Here is an 18,515-nt window from a genome sequence, read left to right as displayed (position 1 = left end):
TCAGCTCTCCCGGGTTCCCATCAGTCCACGCGGGCGGAAGATCAGCATCACCACCAGCAGCAGGTACGGCAGCACCGGCGCCACCTGGGCCACCGTGAGCTTCCACAAGGAATAGAACGGCGTGGCGTCGCTGACCGCCAGCCCCAGACTGGTCAGCAGCCCCGCGAGCGACGCGTCGATGGTGACGGCAAAGGTCTGCAGCACACCGATCAGGATCGATGCGATGAACGCCCCCACCAGTGAGCCCATGCCGCCCACCACCGCCACCACGAACACGATCGAGCCCACCGCCGCGGCCATCGACGGCTCGGTGACGAAGGCATTGCCGCCGATCACCCCCGCCAGCCCGGCCAGCGCGGCGCCACCGCCGAACACCATCATGAAGACGCGCGGCACGTTGTGGCCGAGCGCCTCGACCATTTCCGGGTGCGTCAGCGCGGCCTGGATCACCAGCCCGATGCGGGTGCGCGTCAGCACCAGGTAAATCGCCACCAGCATGCTCAGCGATACCAGCATCATGAAGGCGCGGTACTTGGGGAAGGACGAGGTGAACACCGTGAACAGCGGCCCGTCCAGCTCCGCCGGGATGCGGTACGGCACCGCGGCCAGGCCCCACACCAGCTTGACGCCCTCCTCGATCAAGTAGGCCAGGCCGAAGGTGAACAGCAACTCGGCCACGTGACCGTACTTGTGCACCGTGCGCAGGCCGAAGCGCTCCACCAGCGCGCCCGCGCCGGCGACCAGCAGCGGCGCGAAGATCAGCGCCGGCCAGAAGCCGATCTTGCTGGCGATGGTGTAGGCAAAGTAGGCGCCCAGCATGTAGAAGCTGGCGTGGGCGAAATTGAGCACGCCCATCATGCTGAAGATCAGGGTGAGGCCCGACGACAGCATGAACAGCAGCAGCCCGTAGCTGATGCCGTTCAGCAGTGAGATGACGAAGAATTCCACAGCGTGTCCTTCAAGCTGGCGCCGGCGTGCGTGGGGGCGCGCCGGCATCCGTCCGGTTGGATTAAGGGTAAGCGTCCCCCTCCGGGGGCGCATGACGCCCCGGACGCTCCCCGATTTCAGACCGAAAGTATGCTGGATCGGGCGGCCACTTTGTCAGCGTGGCCGGCCCGCCACGGGACAGGATCAGCCCGGCCGCTTCATCTGGCAGGACGTGGGCTGGGCGGACACGTACTGGTCCATCAGCGCGTTGGTCTTCCAGCCGTAGCCGGTGTTCTCCTGGTCGTACTTGACTTCCTTGCCATCGACCTTGGACCAGGTGGCAACCACCAGCGGCTGCTGGGCCTGGTGGTCGGTGTTGCGCATCTCGACCGTGCCATTCATGCTGTCGACCTTGATGCCTTCCAGCGCCTTGGCGACCTTGACCGGATCGGTCGAGCCGCTGTCCTTGATCGCTTTGGACAGCATGGCGATGCCGGTATAGGAAGCGACCACGTAAAAGTCATCGTTGTACTTCTTCTTGAAGCCTTCGATGACGTCCGAGCCCTTGAAGCCCTTGTTGTTGGCGTTGAAGTAGCCAACGTACTTGACGTGCTCGGCGCCGGCCGCGCCCATCGCCGTGGGCACGCCGGTGGTGCCGGCGTAGTACGTGTAATAGTTGGTGGTCAGGCCGGCGTCCTTGCCCGCCTTGATCAGCAGCGCCAGGTCGCTGCCCCAGTTGCCGGTGATCACGGTATCGGCGCCCGAGGCCTTGATCTTGGCCGCGTACGGCGCAAAGTCCTTCACCTGTGCCAGCGGGTGCAGGTCTTCACCCACGATCTGGATATCCGGGCGCTTGCGCTTCAGGTAGTCCTTGGCGGCCTTGGCCACCTGGTGCCCGAACGAGTAGTTCTGGTTGATCAGGTAGACCTTCTTGACGTTGGGATCCTTGGCCAGGAAGGTGGTCAGCGCCTCCATCTTCATGTCGGAGTTGGCGTCGAGCCGGAAATGCCAGTAGTTGCACTTGGCATTGGTCATGTCCGGGTCCACTGCGGCGTAGTTCAGGTAGACGATTTCCTTGCCCGGGTTGCGCTCGTTGTGCTTGGCCACCGCATCCTGCAGCGCCAGCCCGACCGACGAGCCGTTGCCCTGCACGACATAGCGGATGCCCTGGTCGACCGCCTGCTTCAGGATGGTCAGGCTTTCCTGCGGCGACAGCTTGTTGTCGAAGCCCACCACCTCGAACTTGTGCGTGCCGGCCCAACCCTTCTGGTTGGCTACGTCGGCCACGTACTGCCAGCTCTTGAGCTGGTTCTGGCCAACGGGGGCCATCAGCCCCGAAAGCGGATCGATGAAGGCGATCTTCACCGTATCCGCGAGTGCAGACCCCGAAACCAGCGCAGAACCCATTGCGGCGAACACGGCCACACCAGCCACCAGCGGACGCATCTTGGTCATACCTGTCTCCTTCACTCTTGTCGTTGGCTTGTCGTTGATTGCGGCAGGCCGGGCGCACTCCTCCCGTCGCGCGCCCGGTCCGCCCCGAACACGCCGTGCCGCAAGCTGGCACGGCGCACCGGTTGGCCTGGCGTGCCGGCCTCAGGCGGACGGCAGCTTGTAGTCCTTGAACTGTTCGCGCAGCTTGAGCTTCTGCATCTTGCCGGTGGCGGTCAGCGGGATCTCGGTGACAAAGGCCACGTCGTCCGGGATCCACCACTTGGCGACCTTGCCTTCGAAGAACTGCAGCAGTTCCTCGCGGCTGACCTCGGCGCCGGGCTTCTTCACCACCACCAGCAGCGGACGCTCGTCCCACTTGGGGTGGTAGGCCGAGATGCACGCCGCCATATGCACCGCGGGGTGCGCGGCGGCGACGTTCTCGATATCGATCGACGAAATCCACTCGCCGCCGGACTTGATCACGTCCTTGCTGCGGTCGGTGATCTGCATGAAGCCATCGGGGTCGATGGTGGCGACGTCGCCGGTCGGGAACCAGCCGTCGACCAGCGGGTTGGCGTCGTTGCGGAAGTAGCGCTCGATGATCCAGGGCCCGCGCACCATCAGGTCGCCGAAGGCCTTGCCGTCCCACGGCAGTTCCTTGCCCTCTCCGTCGACGATCTTCATGTCGACGCCGAAGATCACGCGGCCCTGCTTCTCCTGGATCTTGTGGCGGTCGGCGTCGGACAGCTCCGCATGTTTGGCCAGCAGCTTGCACGACGTGCCCAGCGGCGACATCTCGGTCATGCCCCAGGCGTGGATCACCTCGACGTCCAGCGCCTCGAGCGCGCGGATCATCGCCGGCGGCGCGGCCGAGCCGCCGATTACGGTGCGGCGGAAGGTGGAGAACTTCAGCTTGTTCGACTGCACGTATTGCAGCAGGCCGAGCCAGACGGTCGGCACGCCGGCGGAGAAGGTCACCTTCTCCTGCTCGAACAGTTCATAGAGTGAAGCGCCATCCAGCTTGGCACCCGGCAGCACCAGCTTGGCGCCGACCAGCGGCACCGAGTACGGCAGGCCCCAGGCATTGACGTGGAACATCGGCACCACGGGCAGGATCACGTCGCTGGCGGAGCAGCCCAGCGCGTCGGGCATGGCCGACGCATAGGAGTGCAGTACCGTCGAGCGGTGCGAGTACAGCGCGCCCTTGGGGTTGCCAGTGGTACCGGAGGTGTAGCACAGGCTCGACGCCATGTTCTCGTCGAACTGTGGCCATTCGTAGTTGCCGTCCTGGGCGTCGATCAACTCCTCATAGCACAGCAGCGGCACCTTCGATTCCGCCGGCATATGCGCGCGGTCGGTCATCGCCACCCAGCCCTTGACGTTGGGGCAATGCGGCGCCACGCCTTCCACCAGCGGCAGGAAGGTCAGGTCGAAGAAGATGTAGCTGTCTTCCGCGTGGTTGACGATATAGGCGATCTGCTCGGGGAACAGGCGCGGGTTGACGGTATGGCAGACGGCGCCCATGCCGGACACGCCATAGTAGATCTCGAGGTGGCGATAGCCGTTCCAGGCCATCGTGCCGACCCGCTCGCCCTGCTTCACGCCCAGTGCGCCGAGCGCCTGCGCCAGCTTGCGCGCGCGCAGTTCGCAGTCACGGTACGTGTAGCGATGTAGGTCGCCCTCCGTGCGCCGCGAAACGATCTCGGTGCTCCCGTAGTAACGGGCGGCGTGCTTGATCATGGAGGAAATGAGCAGCGGAGCGCTCATCATTTGACCCATCAATGCCATGTACCTGTCTCCTGAAAGTCTGGTTTTCGCCTGAAAACGAACAACCGTACTATTTTTTGGCGATTGTTCCCGTGCATCGAATCAGCGTCAACGTGATTCTGTTGTGCACTGCCGTACTGTCGTGGTCATCGGGGCCGCAATTCTGCGAATGTCCATGCACCGGACTTATGTGCGCACTAAAGGAGGGGGAATAACCGTGCGGTGCGTGGCGGTCTCGTCAGTCGAGAACCATTGAGGACGTACAATACTGCGTGGCATGTTGCACCTCAACATGTCGTTTTCCCTAGCCACAATCGCATTTCCGTGACCTCGGCATGCGGCGCTGCACTGCCCTGCAAGCGGCCTGCAGCACCGCTTCCGGGCCACGCGATGCACACCGCCCCTAGCGCCCCCGCGCCACTACGCGATGCCAGACACGCCCCAGTCCTTCGCTCCACAACCCTCGCGCGCCACGGCGTCCGTTCCGCTGTCCGTTCCCTTCCGCACCTCGCCTGGCTTTGCTGCACTTGGCGAAAAGTTCTTCACGCGCCTGCCTCCCTCGCCGCTGCCCTCGCCTTACCTGGTGAGCGTGGCGCCGGCCGCGGCCGCGTTGCTGGGCTGGGATGCCGACATCGGCATTGAGCAGGCCTTTATCGAGACCTTTGTCGGCAACCAGCTGCCGGAGTGGGCCGACCCCATCGCCACGGTCTATTCCGGCCACCAGTTCGGCGTTTGGGCCGGCCAGCTCGGCGATGGCCGCGCGATCCGGCTGGCGCAGGCCGAGACCGATACCGGCCCCTGGGAGATCCAGGTCAAGGGCGCCGGGCTGACGCCCTATTCGCGCATGGCCGACGGCCGCGCGGTGCTGCGCTCTTCGATCCGTGAGTACCTGTGCTCGGAGGCCATGGCCGCGCTCGGCGTGCCGACCACGCGCGCGCTCTCCATCGTCGGCTCGGACGCGCCGGTGCGCCGTGAAACCATCGAAACCTCCGCGGTGGTGACGCGGCTGTCGCCGACCTTTATCCGCTTCGGGCACTTCGAGCATTTCGCCGCGCACGGCGACGTAGCTGCGCTGCGCCAGCTCGCGGACTTTGTCATCGACAACTTCATGCCGGCCTGCCGCGACGATGCCCAGCCCTACCAGGCACTGCTGCGCGAGGTGTCTCTGCGCACCGCCGACCTGATCGCGCACTGGCAGGCAGTGGGCTTCTGCCACGGCGTAATGAACACCGACAACATGTCGATACTGGGCCTGACCATCGACTACGGCCCGTTCGGCTTCCTCGACGCGTTCGACGCCAACCATATCTGCAACCACTCCGACACGCAGGGCCGCTACGCCTACAGCCAGCAGCCACAGATTGCGTTCTGGAACCTGCATTGCCTGGCGCAGGCGCTGATGCCGCTGTGGCTCTCGCAGGAAGAGTCCGACAAGGAAAGCGCGCGCGACGCCGCCGTGGAAGCCGCGCGCGCCGCGCTTGACCCGTTCCGCGACCGCTACGCCGCCGCCTTCTTCCGCCACTACCGCGCCAAGCTGGGCCTGCGCCCGCCCGCCGGCGGCGATGACAAAACCGACGAGCCGCTGCTGACCAGCCTGTTCCAGCTGCTGCACGGCCAGCGCGTGGACTACACGCTGTTCTGGCGCAAGCTGTGCGGTATCTCGTCGACCGATGCCTCGCGCGACGCGCCGGTGCGCGACCTGTTCCTGGATCGCGCCGCCTTTGACACCTGGGTGGCCGACTACCGCGTGCGCCTGCGCGCCGACCAGTCGCACGATGCCGCGCGCGAACTGGAAATGCTGGCAGTCAACCCCAAATACGTGCTGCGCAACCACCTGGCCGAAACCGCGATCCGGCACGCACGCGAGAAGGACTTCAGTGAAGTGGACCGCCTGCTGGCCGTACTGTCGCGCCCGTTCGACGAACAGCCGGAAGCGGAACACTACGCGGCGCTGCCGCCGGACTGGGCGTCGGGGCTGGAAGTCAGCTGCTCGTCGTGAGCCCCGCGCCTGCACTTTGGCGCCAGCCGGTGTAAGGTTCGCGCAAAGCACGTAAAAACCGAGGAAGACCCGACCATGACCACCACCAAGACCGACGCCGAGTGGCGTGAACAACTCTCCGACATCGAGTACCGCGTCACGCGCGAGGCGGCCACCGAGCGCCCCTTCACCGGCCGCTACTGGGACCATTGGGACCGCGGCATCTACAAGTGCGTCGGCTGCGGCACGCCGCTGTTCGAGTCCGCCACCAAGTTCGATGCCGGCTGCGGCTGGCCCAGCTATTTTCGGCCGATCAACGGCGAGGTCATTGCCGAACATACCGACCACACCCACGGCATGGTCCGGATCGAGGTAAGGTGCAAGGAATGCGGCAGCCACCTGGGCCACGTGTTCGAAGATGGCCCGGCGCCGACCGGCCTGCGCTATTGCATCAACTCGGCTGCGCTAAAATTCGACGATCGCGACCCGGCGCAACGTGAGGCGGATGATGCCCACGGGGCCGGCAGCGGTAACGATCCCCAGCGCGATCCGCAGCGCTGAATAACCTGGTACCGCATGAAATTCCTGTTCGACCTGTTCCCGGTCATCCTGTTTTTTGTTGCCTTCAAGCTGGCAGACATCTACACCGCCACCGCCGTGGCCATCGCCGCGACGGTGGTGCAGATCGGCTGGGTCTGGTTCCGCCACCGCAAGGTGGAGCCGATGCAGTGGGTCAGCCTGCTGATCATCGCGGTCTTCGGCGGCGCCACGCTGGTGCTGCACAACGAGACCTTTATCAAGTGGAAGCCGACCGTGCTGTACTGGATGTTCGCCGCGGCGCTGATGGGCTCGGTGATCGGCTGGCGCAAGAACCTGATCCGCGCCATGATGGAAAAGCAGGTGAGCCTGCCCGATTCGGTGTGGGCGCGGCTGAATGCCGCCTGGGCGGGCTTCTTCGCCGCCATGGGCGTGCTCAACCTGTACGTGGCGTACCAGTTCTCGACTGACGTCTGGGTCAATTTCAAGCTGTTCGGCAGCATGGGGCTGATGCTGGTGTTTATCGTCGCGCAAAGCGTCTGGCTGTCGCGCCATATGCCCGAGAACAGCAAGGACTGACGTCCCTGTCCACCCCAGAATCAGAAGGAATCCATTGATGGCAGCCGATCCCGCCACTATCGAGGCGATGCTGCGCGATGCGCTCGCCCCCAGCCACCTGGCCGTGCGCGATGACAGCGCCTTGCACGCCGGACACGCCGGCGCCGCCTCTGGCGGCGGACACTACGACGTGACAATCGTCAGCGAGCGCTTTGCAGGTCACAACCGGGTTGCGCGACACCGCATGGTGTATGATGCGCTGCGCGGTCTGTTCCCCGCGCAGATCCACGCACTGGCCGTGACTGCGTTCACCGACCAAGAGTACCAAACGCGCGCTCAATCACGCGCATCTTCCAGCAACTCTCAGACCTGATTCCATGAAGACCACCGTCCTCTCGTTCAGCCTGGCGGCTGTGCTTGCTGCCGGCAGCCTGCCGGCCATCGCCCAGAATGCCGCCGTCGTGAATGGCAAAGCCATTCCGTCGGCTAAGCTGGACAAGTTGATCGCCGGCACCGGCCAGCCCGACAATGCGGAGCTGCGCTCGCGGGCCCGCAACATGCTGATCGACCGCGAACTGCTTGTGCAGGAAGCCAACAAGCGCGGCCTGACCCAGCGCGACGATGTGCAGGAACAACTGGAACAGGCCCGCCTGAACGTGCTGGCCGGCGCGGTGTTCGAAGACTACGTGAAGACCCACGGCGCCAGCGACGCCGAGCTGCGCAAGCAGTACGAAAAGATCAAGTCGCAGTTCGGCAACGGCAAGGAATACCACGCCCGCCATATCCTGGTGGAGAAGGAAGCCGACGCCAAGGCCATCATCGCCAAGATCAAGGGCGGCGCAAAGTTCGAGGACCAGGCCAAGGCCGCTTCCAAGGACCCGGGCTCGGCGGCCAACGGCGGCGACCTGGACTGGGCCAACAGCAGCAGCTACGTGCCGGAGTTCTCGGCGGCCATGACCGGCCTGAAGAAGGGCCAGATGACCGAGACCCCGGTCAAGACCCAGTTCGGCTGGCACATCATCGAGCTGGTGGACGTGCGCGAAGCCAAGATCCCGTCGTTCGAAGAGGTCAAGCCGCAACTGACCCAGATGCTGATGGGCGACCAGAACTGGCAGCGTGAGCAGTTCCAGGCCATGATGAAGTCGCTGAAGGACAAGGCCAAGATTCAGTAAGCACGGACCGGTCGGCCCCCCCGCCGGTCTGCACTGTTGAAGGATGCAGCGCGTGGAGACGACCGCCGGATACTGGCAACTGTGGCATCTCTCGTCCCGGGGCATGTGCTATTGCGCACTGGCCTGGGCGTCCCTGGACGGCGCCGCCCCTGGCTGGCGCCGGCTCCATCCCCACCTCCCGCTGCGTGACCGCTACGCTCCCGAGAAGATCCTGCACGCCGTCGTGGCGTACAAGGAGGTTCGCGGCGAGATCAGGCCGTCTCCCGGTTTTGATGCGGGGCGGATGCTGACTTATGCGTATGCGTCGTGGAGTTCGAGGTTGATGGCGCCGATTTTGGGATGAATGGGTGGCGCCCCTGCTGCGGCTTGGAGCGGGTAGATGGTTCCACAGCGGGTCGCTGCTGTAACCAGCCGCGCGCGCCGTCGAGCAGATACCAGGGGCAAACCGCAGACACCCCGCATCCACGACAAACAGAAAGCCACCAGCACTGCCGGTGGCCTCCTGACTAAGCTGCGCTAAGCGTGGGACAGGCCTTCAGCTCATCCCGTCCAACCGCCCGGGGCGCCCTTACCCCACCCACTTCCGCGCATTCCGGAACATCCGCATCCACGGGCTGCCGCCATCGGCAACCTGCTTCCACGCATCCGGCGCCCAGCTCATGGTCGCGGCACGGAACACGCGCTCCGGGTGCGGCATCAGCACAGTGAAGCGCCCGTCGAAGGTCGTCACCGAGGTGATCCCCTCCGGCGAACCGTTCGGGTTGAGCGGATAGGCCTGCGTGACCGCGCCGTAGTTGTCGACAAAGCGCAGCGCAACGTTGGCCTCGCCGATATTGCCCTGCTGCGAGAAGTCCGCAAACCCTTCGCCGTGCGCAACCACGATCGGAATACGGCTGCCTTCCATGCCGGCAAAGAAGATCGACGGCGACGACTGCACTTCCACCGTGACGTAGCGCGCTTCGTATTGCTCCGACTGGTTCCGGGTGAACTTCGGCCACGCACCCGCGCCCGGGATGATCGGGGCAAGGTTACTCATCATCTGGCAGCCGTTGCAAACGCCCAGCGCAAAGGTGTCCTGGCGGTTGAAGAACGCCGCGAACTGCTCGGCCATCTGCGCGTTGAACAGAATGGTCTTGGCCCAGCCCTCGCCCGCACCCAGCACATCGCCGTAACTGAAGCCGCCGCAGGCAACAAAGCCGCTGAAGTCGGCCAGGTTGGCACGGCCGGCGATCAGGTCGCTCATATGCACGTCGTGCGTATCGAAGCCCGCACGATCCATGCTGTACGCCATCTCGATCTGCGAGTTGACGCCCTGCTCGCGCAGGATCGCCACGCGCGGACGGGCGCCGGTGGCGATGAACGGCGCGGCGATATCCTCGGCCGGATCGAACGTCAGCACCGGGCTGATGCCGGGGTCGGCGGCGTCGAGCAGGCGGTCGTATTCGCTGTCGGCGCAGGCCGGGTTGTCGCGCAGGCGTGCGATGCGCCAGCTGACCTCGCTCCAGTTGCGCTGCAGGTCGGTGCGCGAGGCGCCGAACACCTTCTTGGCGTCGCGATAGATCTCGACCTGATCGGTCGCATTGGGCTTGCCGACCACGTGGCTGCACGCCGACAGGCCGGCCTCGCGCAGCACCGCGAAGACCGCGTCGCGGTCCTGCATGCGCACCTGCACCACCGCGCCCAGCTCTTCCGAGAACAGCGCGCGCAGGGTCTGGTCGTTGCGGCGCTCGGCGATCTGCTGTGCCCAGTTCTTGGCGTCGCCGAAGTCCTGCTCCTGCTGCGGATCCAGTGCCAGCATGTCGACATTGAGCGAAACGCCGCAGTGGCCGGCAAAGGCCATCTCGGCCAGCGTGGCCAGGAAGCCGCCGTCGGAACGGTCGTGGTAGGCCAGCACCTTGCCTTCGCGGTTCAGGCGCTGGATCACGTTGAAGAAGTTCTTCAGGTCCTCGGCATTGTCGACGTCGGGGGCGCTGTCGCCGACCTGCTGCATGACCTGCGCCAGGATGCTGCCGGCCATGCGGTTCTTGCCGCGGCCAAGGTCGACAGCGATCAGCACGGTGTCGCCCGCATCGGTACGCAGTTGCGGCGTCAGTGTGCGGTTTACATCGTCCACCGCGGCGAAGGCCGAGATGATCAGCGACACCGGCGCCACCACTTCCTTGTTGACGCCGTCGTCCTGCCACTTGGTGCGCATCGACAGCGAATCCTTGCCGACAGGGATGCTGATGCCCAGCGCCGGGCACAGCTCCATGCCTACGGCGTGCACGGTGTCATACAGCTTGGCGTCTTCACCCTCCACGCCACAGGCTGCCATCCAGTTGGCCGACAGCTTGACCTTGCCCAGGTCCTTGACCGGTGCAGCCGCCAGGTTGGTCAGCGCTTCGCCGATCGCCATGCGGCCGGAGGCCGGGGCGTCGATCACGGCCAGCGGGGTGCGCTCGCCCATGGTCATGGCTTCGCCGGCGTTGCCCTTGTAATCGAGCGTGGTCACCGACACGTCGGCCACAGGCACCTGCCATGGGCCGACCATCTGGTCGCGCGCGTTCATGCCGCCCACGGTGCGATCGCCGATGCTGATCAGGAACGACTTGTTGGCCACGGTCGGGTGACGCAGCACGTCGCGCACGGCCTGCTCCAGGCTGATGCCGGTCACATCCACGGCCGGCAGCGCCTGTTCCACGCGCTTGACGTCGCGGTGCATGCGCGGCGGCTTGCCCAGCAGCACGTCCATCGGCATGTTGACGGCGTAGTGCTCCTTGAGCGCGGCGTCGACACTGGCGTCGACCAGTTGCAGCTGCTTTTCTTCCGTGGCGATGCCGACCACGGCGAACGGCGAGCGCTCGCGCTGGCACATGGCCTGGAACTGCGGGAAGCTGTCCGGCGCGATCGCCAGGACGTAGCGCTCCTGCGACTCGTTGCACCAGATCTCAGCCGGCGACAGGCCGGACTCTTCCAGGTGCACCTGGCGCAGGTCGAAGCGCGCGCCGCGGTCGGCGCCGTCCACCAGTTCCGGGAAGGCATTGGAGATGCCGCCGGCGCCGACGTCGTGGATCGACAGGATCGGGTTGGCGTCGCCGAGCTGCCAGCAGGCGTTGATCACTTCCTGCGCGCGGCGCTCCATCTCGGGGTTGCCACGCTGGACCGAATCGAAGTCCAGGTCGGCGGTGTTGGTGCCGGTCGCCATCGAGCTGGCGGCGCCGCCGCCCATGCCGATGCGCATGCCCGGGCCGCCGAGCTGGATCAGCAGCGTGCCGGCCGGCAGCGGGTTCTTGTGCGTGTGCGAGGCGTCGATATTGCCGATGCCGCCCGCGATCATGATCGGCTTGTGGTAGCCGCGCACGGTGCCGCCGACGTTCTGCTCGTAGACGCGGAAGTAGCCACCCAGGTTGGCGCGGCCGAATTCATTGTTGAAGGCGGCGCCGCCGAGCGGGCCGTCGATCATGATCTGCAGCGGCGAGGCAATGCGGTCCGGCTTGCCGGTCACGCCGGGCTTGTGGTCGGGGTTGCGGTGCGCCACCGGCTGGGCGGCGTCGCGGTCGTTTTCCCAGGACTCGACGGCCTCGGGCAGCATCAGGTTGGACACCGTAAAGCCGGTCAGGCCGGCCTTGGGCTTGGCACCGCGGCCGGTCGCGCCTTCGTCGCGGATTTCACCGCCGGCGCCGGTGGAGGCGCCCGGGAACGGCGAGATCGCGGTCGGGTGGTTGTGCGTTTCCACCTTCATCAGCGTGTGGGTCAGCGCCTCGTGGCGGCCGTACTTGTGGTCGTCGCCGCGCGGGAACCAGCGCTCGGCCACGTCGCCTTCCATCACCGCCGAGTTGTCCGAATAGGCAACGATCGAACCCTGCGGATTGAGCTGGTGCGTATTGCGGATCATCGCGAACAGCGACTTGTCCTGCTGCACGCCGTCGATGGTCCAGGTGGCGTTGAAGATCTTGTGGCGGCAGTGCTCGCTGTTGGCCTGCGCGAACATCATCAGCTCGACGTCGGTCGGGTTGCGCTCCAGCTTGGCGTAGGCGTCGACTAGGTAGTCGATCTCGTCCTCGGACAGCGCCAGGCCCATCTCGACGTTGGCCGCGGCCAGCGCGCTGCGCCCGGCCGAGATGTCGATAAAGCGCAGCGGCTTGGCCGGCAGTTCCTGGAACAGGCCGGCGGCGTCCTCGCGCGAGGCGACCACGGTCTCGGTCATGCGGTCGAACAGGTGCGCGGCGACGGCAGCGCGGGTGTCCGCGTCCAGCGTCTTGCGGCCGCGCAGCAGGCCCTTCTTGCAGATGACCGTGATCTCGATGCCGCGCTCGATGCGGTGGATATGCGTGAGGCCGCAGTTATGGGCGATGTCGGTGGCCTTGCTGGCCCACGGCGAGATCGTGCCGAAGCGCGGAATCACGACAAAACGATCGCCCTCGGGCTGCTCGGCGAACGGTGCGCCGTAGGTCAGCAGCGCCGCCACGCGCGACTGGTCGTCGGCCGACAGCGGCGTCTGCGCGTCAACAAAATGCAGGAACTGGCCGTGCACCGACTCGATATCGGCGTCGATTTGCCGGAGAGCGGTGAGCAGGCGTTGCTGACGGAAGGCGGAAAGCGCCAAAGCGCCGGGGAAGCACGAGAAATGCGCCATGATCGTAGCGGTCGGGAGGCGAAGAGGTAGGGGCTGCAGCTTGGCCGGCACCGCTGCATGGGGTGCCGGCTGGCGGGAAACCGCTATTGTACCTTGCCGGGCCCCGGATTTTGCACTGCGACAACAACGCAGCGCCGTGTTACGGCAATTCGTGATAACGCCTATGCGTCACATACGGCCATTTATGGCTCAGAGTGACGTGGCCGAGCGTGCGGCCTGCTCGTACAGCCCGGTCAGCACCCGCAGCAGGCGGGCCAGTTCGCCGATCTCGGCGTTCTCGTCGCTGCCCTCGGAGAAATTGCTGGTCAGGCATTGCTCGCGGATCTCGCGGTAGCGCGAGCACGCCTCGGCGCCGGCCGGCGTGGTCGAGTAAGTCGCTTCCTTGCCAACCCGCTCCCCGGCCACCAGCCCCAGCCCCTGCAGCTTCTTGAGCGCATAGGTCACCAGGTGGGTGTCCTCCACGTTCAGCACGAAACAGATATCGGCCAGCCGCTTGGGCCGGCCGCGGTGGTTGACGTGGTGCAGCACCAGCACGTCCAGGAAGGTCAGGTCGCGCACCCCGGCGGCGCCCATGCAGCGCACCACCCAGCGGCTGTAGGCGTTGTAGGCGGTATTCAGCCCGAACTCGAACTCGGACAACTCGGGGCTGCGCACCGATACCAGGTGGGACGACGACACGATATTGGTGCCGGCCGCGCGCGACAGCGCGGGCGCCGGCCTTGCCGCCGGCTGGTCGGGCACTGAATCGGCCACAGGATCCGCCACGGCGGCGGCGTGGCCGGTCTCGACTGGCTTGCGTGCCATGCGGAAGACTCCTTTCGATGGGATGGCGCGGGCCCTAGCGGATGCTAGGTATAAGCCCCGAGCGCGCCCCGGCAATTTTAGCTTGACAGTTTATTGGCGAATTATGAGCATGAACACCTAATAAATACAGGTAAAGCATGAGGAGGAACGTCGGGCACGGCCCGCCCGGCGCATGCGCATCCCCGCCCTCCCCGTGCCCCCCGTGCCGGCAGGCACCGTCGGCAACGACGCAGCCGCCGCCCCGCCCTCTCACCAGTTCTTGCGCCCATGCCATCGATGCTGCCTGACCTCGACACCCTGAACACCCGCCTGCGCGAGGGCGCCACCAGCCGTGCGCAGATCATCGAGCAGGCGGCCGCGGCGGCGGTGGGCCCGGCCGCGGAAGCCGTGTTCCTGCACAGCACCTTCGAGGCCGCGGCGCAGGTCGCGCGCGCCGCCGATGCCGCCAGCCGCGCCGGCAAGCCGCTGCACGCGCTGGCGGGCCTGCCGGTCTCGGTGAAGGATTTGTACGACATCGCCGGCGAGGTCACGCGCGCGGCATCGGTGGTGCGCCAGGATGCCCAGCCCGCCGCGGCCGACGCCACCGTGGTCGCGCGGCTGCGCCAGGCGGGGGCGGCCATCGTCGGGCGCACCAATATGACGGAGTTCGCGTTCTCGGGCGTAGGCATCAACCCCCATTACGGCACGCCGGTCAACCCGGCCGGCACTGACGGGGTGGCGCGCATTCCCGGGGGCTCGTCGTCCGGTGCCGCGGTATCGGTGGCGCTGGGACTGGCCGTCGCCGCGCTCGGCAGCGACACCGGCGGCTCGATCCGCATCCCGGCGGCGCTGTGCGGCATCACCGGGTTCAAGCCCACCGCGCGGCGCGTGCCGCTGACCGGCGCGTTTCCGCTGTCGTACACGCTCGACACCGCCTGCGCGATGGCGCGCACGGTCGGCGACTGCGTCGCCGTCGACAGCGTGATCGCCGACAGCGCCGTGATCCCGCGCGTCACCAGCCCCACCGCCATGCGGCTGGCGATCCCGCGCCAGTACCTGCTGGACGACCTCGACCCGGTGGTCGCACGCGCCTTCGACCGCGCGCTGGGCCGCCTGTCGGCAGCCGGCGTGCAACTGGAGCACATCGACCTGCCGGAACTCGGCGAACTGGCCGGCCTGAACGCGCAAGGCGGCTTCAGCTCAGCCGAGGCCTACGCCATCCACCGCCATGTGCTGGCCACCCGCCGCGAGCTGTACGACCCACGCGTAGCCTCGCGCATCGACCGCGGCGCCAATATCAGCGCCGCCGACTATATCGACCTGGGCCGTGCCCGCCTCGACTGGATCGCCCGCATGGAGGCGCGCCTGGCCCGCTTCGACGCCGTGGCCTGCCCGACCGTGCCGATGGTGGCGCCCGAGATCGCCCCGCTGCGCACCGATGATGCGCAGTTCTTCCGCGTCAATGCCCTGCTGTTGCGCAACACCTCGGCATTCAATTTCTTCGACGGCTGCTCGATCTCGCTGCCCTGCCACGCGCCGGACGAGCTGCCGGTGGGACTGATGCTGTCGCACGGCCCGATGCGCGATGCCGACGTGCTGGGCACGGCCCTTGCGTTGGAACGCATCGTGCAACCGTCACAGCGCGACGACTGAGCCGAGCCTGTCGCTCAGGAATCCGCGCCGTTGATCTTGCGCTGCCTGCAGTCCGACATGCAGGCGGCACCAGGTAGTACGCAACAAGCTGTACAACCGCGCCCCCGCGCGCACACCAGGAGAGATCGAGATGCGAGTCAAGGCAATCGTTGCGGCCGGCCTGGCGCTGGCCGCCATGACGGTACAGGCGGATACCAAGTGGGACCTGCCGACCGGTTACCCGGTCAGCAACCTGCACACCGAGAACCTGCAGCAGATGGCCAGCGACGTGGACAAGGCCACCGGCGGCAAGCTCAAGATCGTGCTGCATCCCAACGGGTCGCTGCTCAAGGCCAATGAGATCAAGCGCGGCGTGCAGACCGGCCAGGTCCAGATGGGCGAGATCCTGATGTCCCTGCTGGCCAACGAGAACCCGGTGTTCGGCGTCGATGCGGTGCCGTTCCTCGCCACAAGCTACACCGATGCCTACAAGCTGTGGCAGGCGTCGCGCCCGGTCACCGAGAAGGTGCTCGACAAGCAGGGCCTGAAGCTGCTGTACGCGGTGGCTTGGCCGCCGCAGGGCATCTATGCCAGCAAGCCGATCAATTCAGCCGCGGACATGAAGGGCCTGAAGTGGCGCGCGTACAACCCTGCCACCTCGCGCATCGCCGAGCTGGTGAGCGCGCAGCCGGTGACCATCCAGGCCGCCGACCTGGCGCAGGCGCTGGCCACGGGCACGGTCAACTCCTTCATGTCGTCGGGCGCGACGGGGGTCGACACCAAGGTCTGGGAAAGCGTGAAGTACTTCTACACCGTTGACGCCTGGCTGCCCAAGAACATGCTGGTGGTCAGCAAGAAGGCCTTTGCCGCGCTGGACAAGCCGAGCCAGGACGCGCTGCTCAAGGCCGTGGCCGATGCCGAGAAGCGCGGCTGGCAGGTCTCGGAGCAGAAGACCAAGGAATACCTGGCGACGCTGTCGCGCAACGGCATGACGGTGCAGCCGCCTTCGCCGCAGCTCAAGGCCGACATGCAGAAGGTGGGCAAGGTCATGGTGGATGACTGGGCCAAGGGTGCGGGCGAGGATGGCAAGGCCATTCTCGACGCGTATCGCAAGTAAAGCCGCCGCGGCTCGTCATGCCCGCGCAGGGGGGATCCCGGCGTCTGTAAGCGCCGCCGGGATCCCGCTCACATGCCCTATGCGCGGGGCCGATGCCGTTGCGCGTTGTTGTTTTCCCAACCGCTGCCCATCATGCCAACTCCCCCTCTTCCCAAGCGCTGGCTTGACCGCCTGCTCGACCTCTTCGCCACGCTCGCCGCGCTGTGCATCCTCACGGTCTGCGTGATCATGGTGCTGATGTCGCTCTCGCGCGAAACCGCGGTGACGTTCAAGGGCGGCGACGATTTCGTGGCCTGGTTGTGCGCCGCCTCGGCCTTCCTGATTCTCGGACAGACCTTCCAGCACGGCGGCATCGTGCGCGTGGAGATGCTGCTGGAGGCGGTCGGCCCGCGCCGGCGCTGGGCGCTGGAGGTGCTGTCGCTCTCCATCTGCGTGGCGTTCGCCGCCTACGCGGCCTGGGCGCTGGGCACCTTCGCCTGGCAGAGCTGGGAGATCGGAGACGTCTCGCAAGGCCAGATCGTGATCCCGCTGTGGATTCCGCAGAGTTTCGCGGTGCTGGGCTGCATCGGCTTCCTGCTGGCGGTTGCCGATGAATGGCTGCGCGTGGTGCGCCGGCACAAGCCGCGCTACCAGCTGGCGCAGGAAGCCAAGCTCGCCGCCGGCGATTTCGGGGAGACAGTCTGATGAGCACGGTATTGGTTGCGCTGGTCCTGCTGGTGGTGCTGATCGTCTTCCTCGCGATCGGCACATGGATCCCGGTGGCCATCGCGGTCACCTCCTGGGTCGGCCTGGTGGTGTTTTCCGACCGCGAGGCGCTGGTGAGCCTGGCCAATGCGTGGTGGTCGTCGAGCGCGTCCTACACGCTGGCCTCGCTGCCGCTCTTTGTCTGGATGGGCGAGATCCTGTTCCGCACCAAGCTGAGCGAGCAGATGTTCAGCGGCCTCTCGCCGTGGCTGAACTGGCTGCCCGGGCGGCTGATGCACGTCAACATCCTGGGCTGCGGCATCTTCGGCTCGGTGTCGGGGTCGTCGGCAGCCACCTGCGCGACGATTGCCAAGTCGGCGCTGCCGGAACTGACGCGGCGCGGCTACGACGAGCGCATCACGCTCGGTTCGCTGTCCTGCGCGGGCACACTGGGCATCCTGATCCCGCCGTCCATCACGATGGTGGTGTACGCGGTCTCGGCGGACGTGTCGATCATCCGCGTGTTCCTGGCCGGCTTCTTGCCGGGTCTGCTGCTGATGGTGCTGTTCTCGGGCTATATCGTGGTCTGGGCGCTGGCCAACCCGGACAAGACCCCGGCTTCGGAGCACTTCGGCTGGCGCACGCGGCTGGCGTCGATCCGGCAGCTGCTGCCGTGCATCGTGCTGATCGCCTTTATCGCCTGGATCATGATCAGCGGCTACTCCACCGCCACCGAGGCCGCCGCCTACGGCGTGGTGGCGTCGCTGGCGCTGGCCTGGGCGGGCGGCTCGCTGACACGCGCGGCGTTCTGGGACAGCCTGATGTCGGCCACGCGGCTGACGGCGATGATCATGTTCGTGCTGGGCGCAACCTCGTTCCTGTCGGTGACCATGAGCTTTACCGGCATCCCGCGCGCGCTGGCCGAGTGGGTGGCGGCGCTGCACCTGTCGCCGTGGGCACTGATCGCGGTGCTGACGGTGATCTACATCGTGCTGGGCACCGCGCTGGACGGCATCTCGATGATCGCGCTGACCACGGCGACGGTGCTGCCGATGGTGCAGGCGGCCGGCTTTGACCTCGTCTGGTTCGGCATCTTTATCGTGCTGCTGGTGGAGATCGCGGAGGTGACGCCGCCAGTGGGCTTCAACCTGTTCGTATTGCAGAGCATGACGGGCAAGGACAGCAACTACATCGCCCGGGTATCGCTGCCCTTCTTCATGATGATGGTGGTGGCCATCGCCATCATCACGATCTGGCCCAACGTGGTCACCTGGCTGCCGGACATTGTCATGCAGAAGGAAGTCAAATAGC

General features: G+C 66.2%; 15 protein-coding genes. 10 read left to right on the top strand and 5 right to left on the bottom strand.

Annotated elements, in window-relative coordinates; all coding sequences use genetic code 11:
- The 3 genes from ABNX08_RS07590 to ABNX08_RS07580 form a co-directional block, all read right to left on the bottom strand.
- Positions 1-948, bottom strand: coding sequence for a branched-chain amino acid ABC transporter permease (locus ABNX08_RS07590; protein WP_041681004.1), 948 nt, complete (start codon positions 946-948; stop codon positions 1-3).
- A gap of 183 nt (positions 949-1,131) precedes the next feature.
- Entirely contained in the window at positions 1,132-2,382 is a 1,251-nt protein-coding gene (locus tag ABNX08_RS07585; RefSeq protein WP_022534576.1) for a branched-chain amino acid ABC transporter substrate-binding protein, read from the bottom strand.
- 141 nt (positions 2,383-2,523) lie between these two features.
- On the bottom strand, positions 2,524-4,149 hold the full coding sequence (locus tag ABNX08_RS07580; protein ID WP_022534575.1) for a 3-(methylthio)propionyl-CoA ligase: 1,626 nt from the start codon (positions 4,147-4,149) through the stop codon (positions 2,524-2,526).
- Between the two features lie 406 nt (positions 4,150-4,555).
- Between ABNX08_RS07580 and ABNX08_RS07575 the strand changes: the two genes are divergently transcribed.
- From ABNX08_RS07575 to ABNX08_RS07550, 6 genes are all read left to right on the top strand, one after another.
- Positions 4,556-6,127 carry a YdiU family protein gene (locus tag ABNX08_RS07575; protein WP_022534574.1) on the top strand — a complete coding sequence of 524 codons (1,572 nt, stop codon included), beginning with the start codon at positions 4,556-4,558 and terminating at the stop codon, positions 6,125-6,127.
- Positions 6,128-6,202: 75 nt separating this feature from the next.
- Complete coding sequence (msrB, locus tag ABNX08_RS07570) at positions 6,203-6,667, top strand: peptide-methionine (R)-S-oxide reductase MsrB (protein ID WP_022534573.1); 465 nt, start codon at positions 6,203-6,205, stop codon at positions 6,665-6,667.
- A 15-nt stretch (positions 6,668-6,682) separates the two neighbouring features.
- Positions 6,683-7,222: a septation protein A gene (locus tag ABNX08_RS07565; protein ID WP_022534572.1), complete on the top strand. Its 540-nt coding sequence runs from the start codon at positions 6,683-6,685 to the stop codon at positions 7,220-7,222.
- A 37-nt stretch (positions 7,223-7,259) separates the two neighbouring features.
- Positions 7,260-7,574 carry a BolA family transcriptional regulator gene (locus ABNX08_RS07560; protein WP_022534571.1) on the top strand — a complete coding sequence of 105 codons (315 nt, stop codon included), beginning with the start codon at positions 7,260-7,262 and terminating at the stop codon, positions 7,572-7,574.
- A 4-nt stretch (positions 7,575-7,578) separates the two neighbouring features.
- Entirely contained in the window at positions 7,579-8,373 is a 795-nt protein-coding gene (locus ABNX08_RS07555; RefSeq protein ID WP_022534570.1) for a peptidylprolyl isomerase, read from the top strand.
- 43 nt (positions 8,374-8,416) lie between these two features.
- Positions 8,417-8,716 carry a hypothetical protein gene (locus ABNX08_RS07550; protein WP_041681003.1) on the top strand — a complete coding sequence of 100 codons (300 nt, stop codon included), beginning with the start codon at positions 8,417-8,419 and terminating at the stop codon, positions 8,714-8,716.
- A gap of 225 nt (positions 8,717-8,941) precedes the next feature.
- Here ABNX08_RS07550 and purL read toward each other — a convergent pair whose 3' ends face one another.
- Together purL and ABNX08_RS07540 are read right to left on the bottom strand one after the other, a co-directional pair.
- Entirely contained in the window at positions 8,942-12,988 is a 4,047-nt protein-coding gene (gene purL, locus ABNX08_RS07545; RefSeq protein WP_022534568.1) for a phosphoribosylformylglycinamidine synthase, read from the bottom strand.
- 189 nt (positions 12,989-13,177) lie between these two features.
- Positions 13,178-13,792 carry a winged helix DNA-binding protein gene (locus ABNX08_RS07540; protein ID WP_022534567.1) on the bottom strand — a complete coding sequence of 205 codons (615 nt, stop codon included), beginning with the start codon at positions 13,790-13,792 and terminating at the stop codon, positions 13,178-13,180.
- A 267-nt stretch (positions 13,793-14,059) separates the two neighbouring features.
- Here ABNX08_RS07540 and ABNX08_RS07535 point away from each other — a divergent pair, with 267 nt between their 5' ends.
- The 4 genes from ABNX08_RS07535 (at position 14,060) to ABNX08_RS07520 (ending at position 18,514) form a co-directional block, all read left to right on the top strand.
- Positions 14,060-15,424 (top strand): amidase, encoded by a 1,365-nt coding sequence (locus tag ABNX08_RS07535; protein ID WP_041681002.1) that lies wholly within the window; start codon positions 14,060-14,062, stop codon positions 15,422-15,424.
- Between the two features lie 130 nt (positions 15,425-15,554).
- Positions 15,555-16,520, top strand: coding sequence for a TRAP transporter substrate-binding protein (locus tag ABNX08_RS07530; protein ID WP_022534565.1), 966 nt, complete (start codon positions 15,555-15,557; stop codon positions 16,518-16,520).
- Between the two features lie 132 nt (positions 16,521-16,652).
- Entirely contained in the window at positions 16,653-17,204 is a 552-nt protein-coding gene (locus tag ABNX08_RS07525; RefSeq protein WP_022534564.1) for a TRAP transporter small permease subunit, read from the top strand.
- Positions 17,204-18,514, top strand: coding sequence for a TRAP transporter large permease (locus ABNX08_RS07520; protein WP_022534563.1), 1,311 nt, complete (start codon positions 17,204-17,206; stop codon positions 18,512-18,514). Before ABNX08_RS07525 ends, ABNX08_RS07520 begins: the two co-directional genes overlap by 1 nt.
- Position 18,515: the final 1 nt, after the last annotated feature.

The organism is Cupriavidus sp. DF5525, from assembly GCF_040149425.2.
Taxonomy (GTDB): Bacteria; Pseudomonadota; Gammaproteobacteria; order Burkholderiales; family Burkholderiaceae; genus Cupriavidus; species Cupriavidus pickettii_A.
Note: the sequence above shows the minus strand (reverse complement) of the source record. Positions and strands in the feature narration are given on the sequence as shown.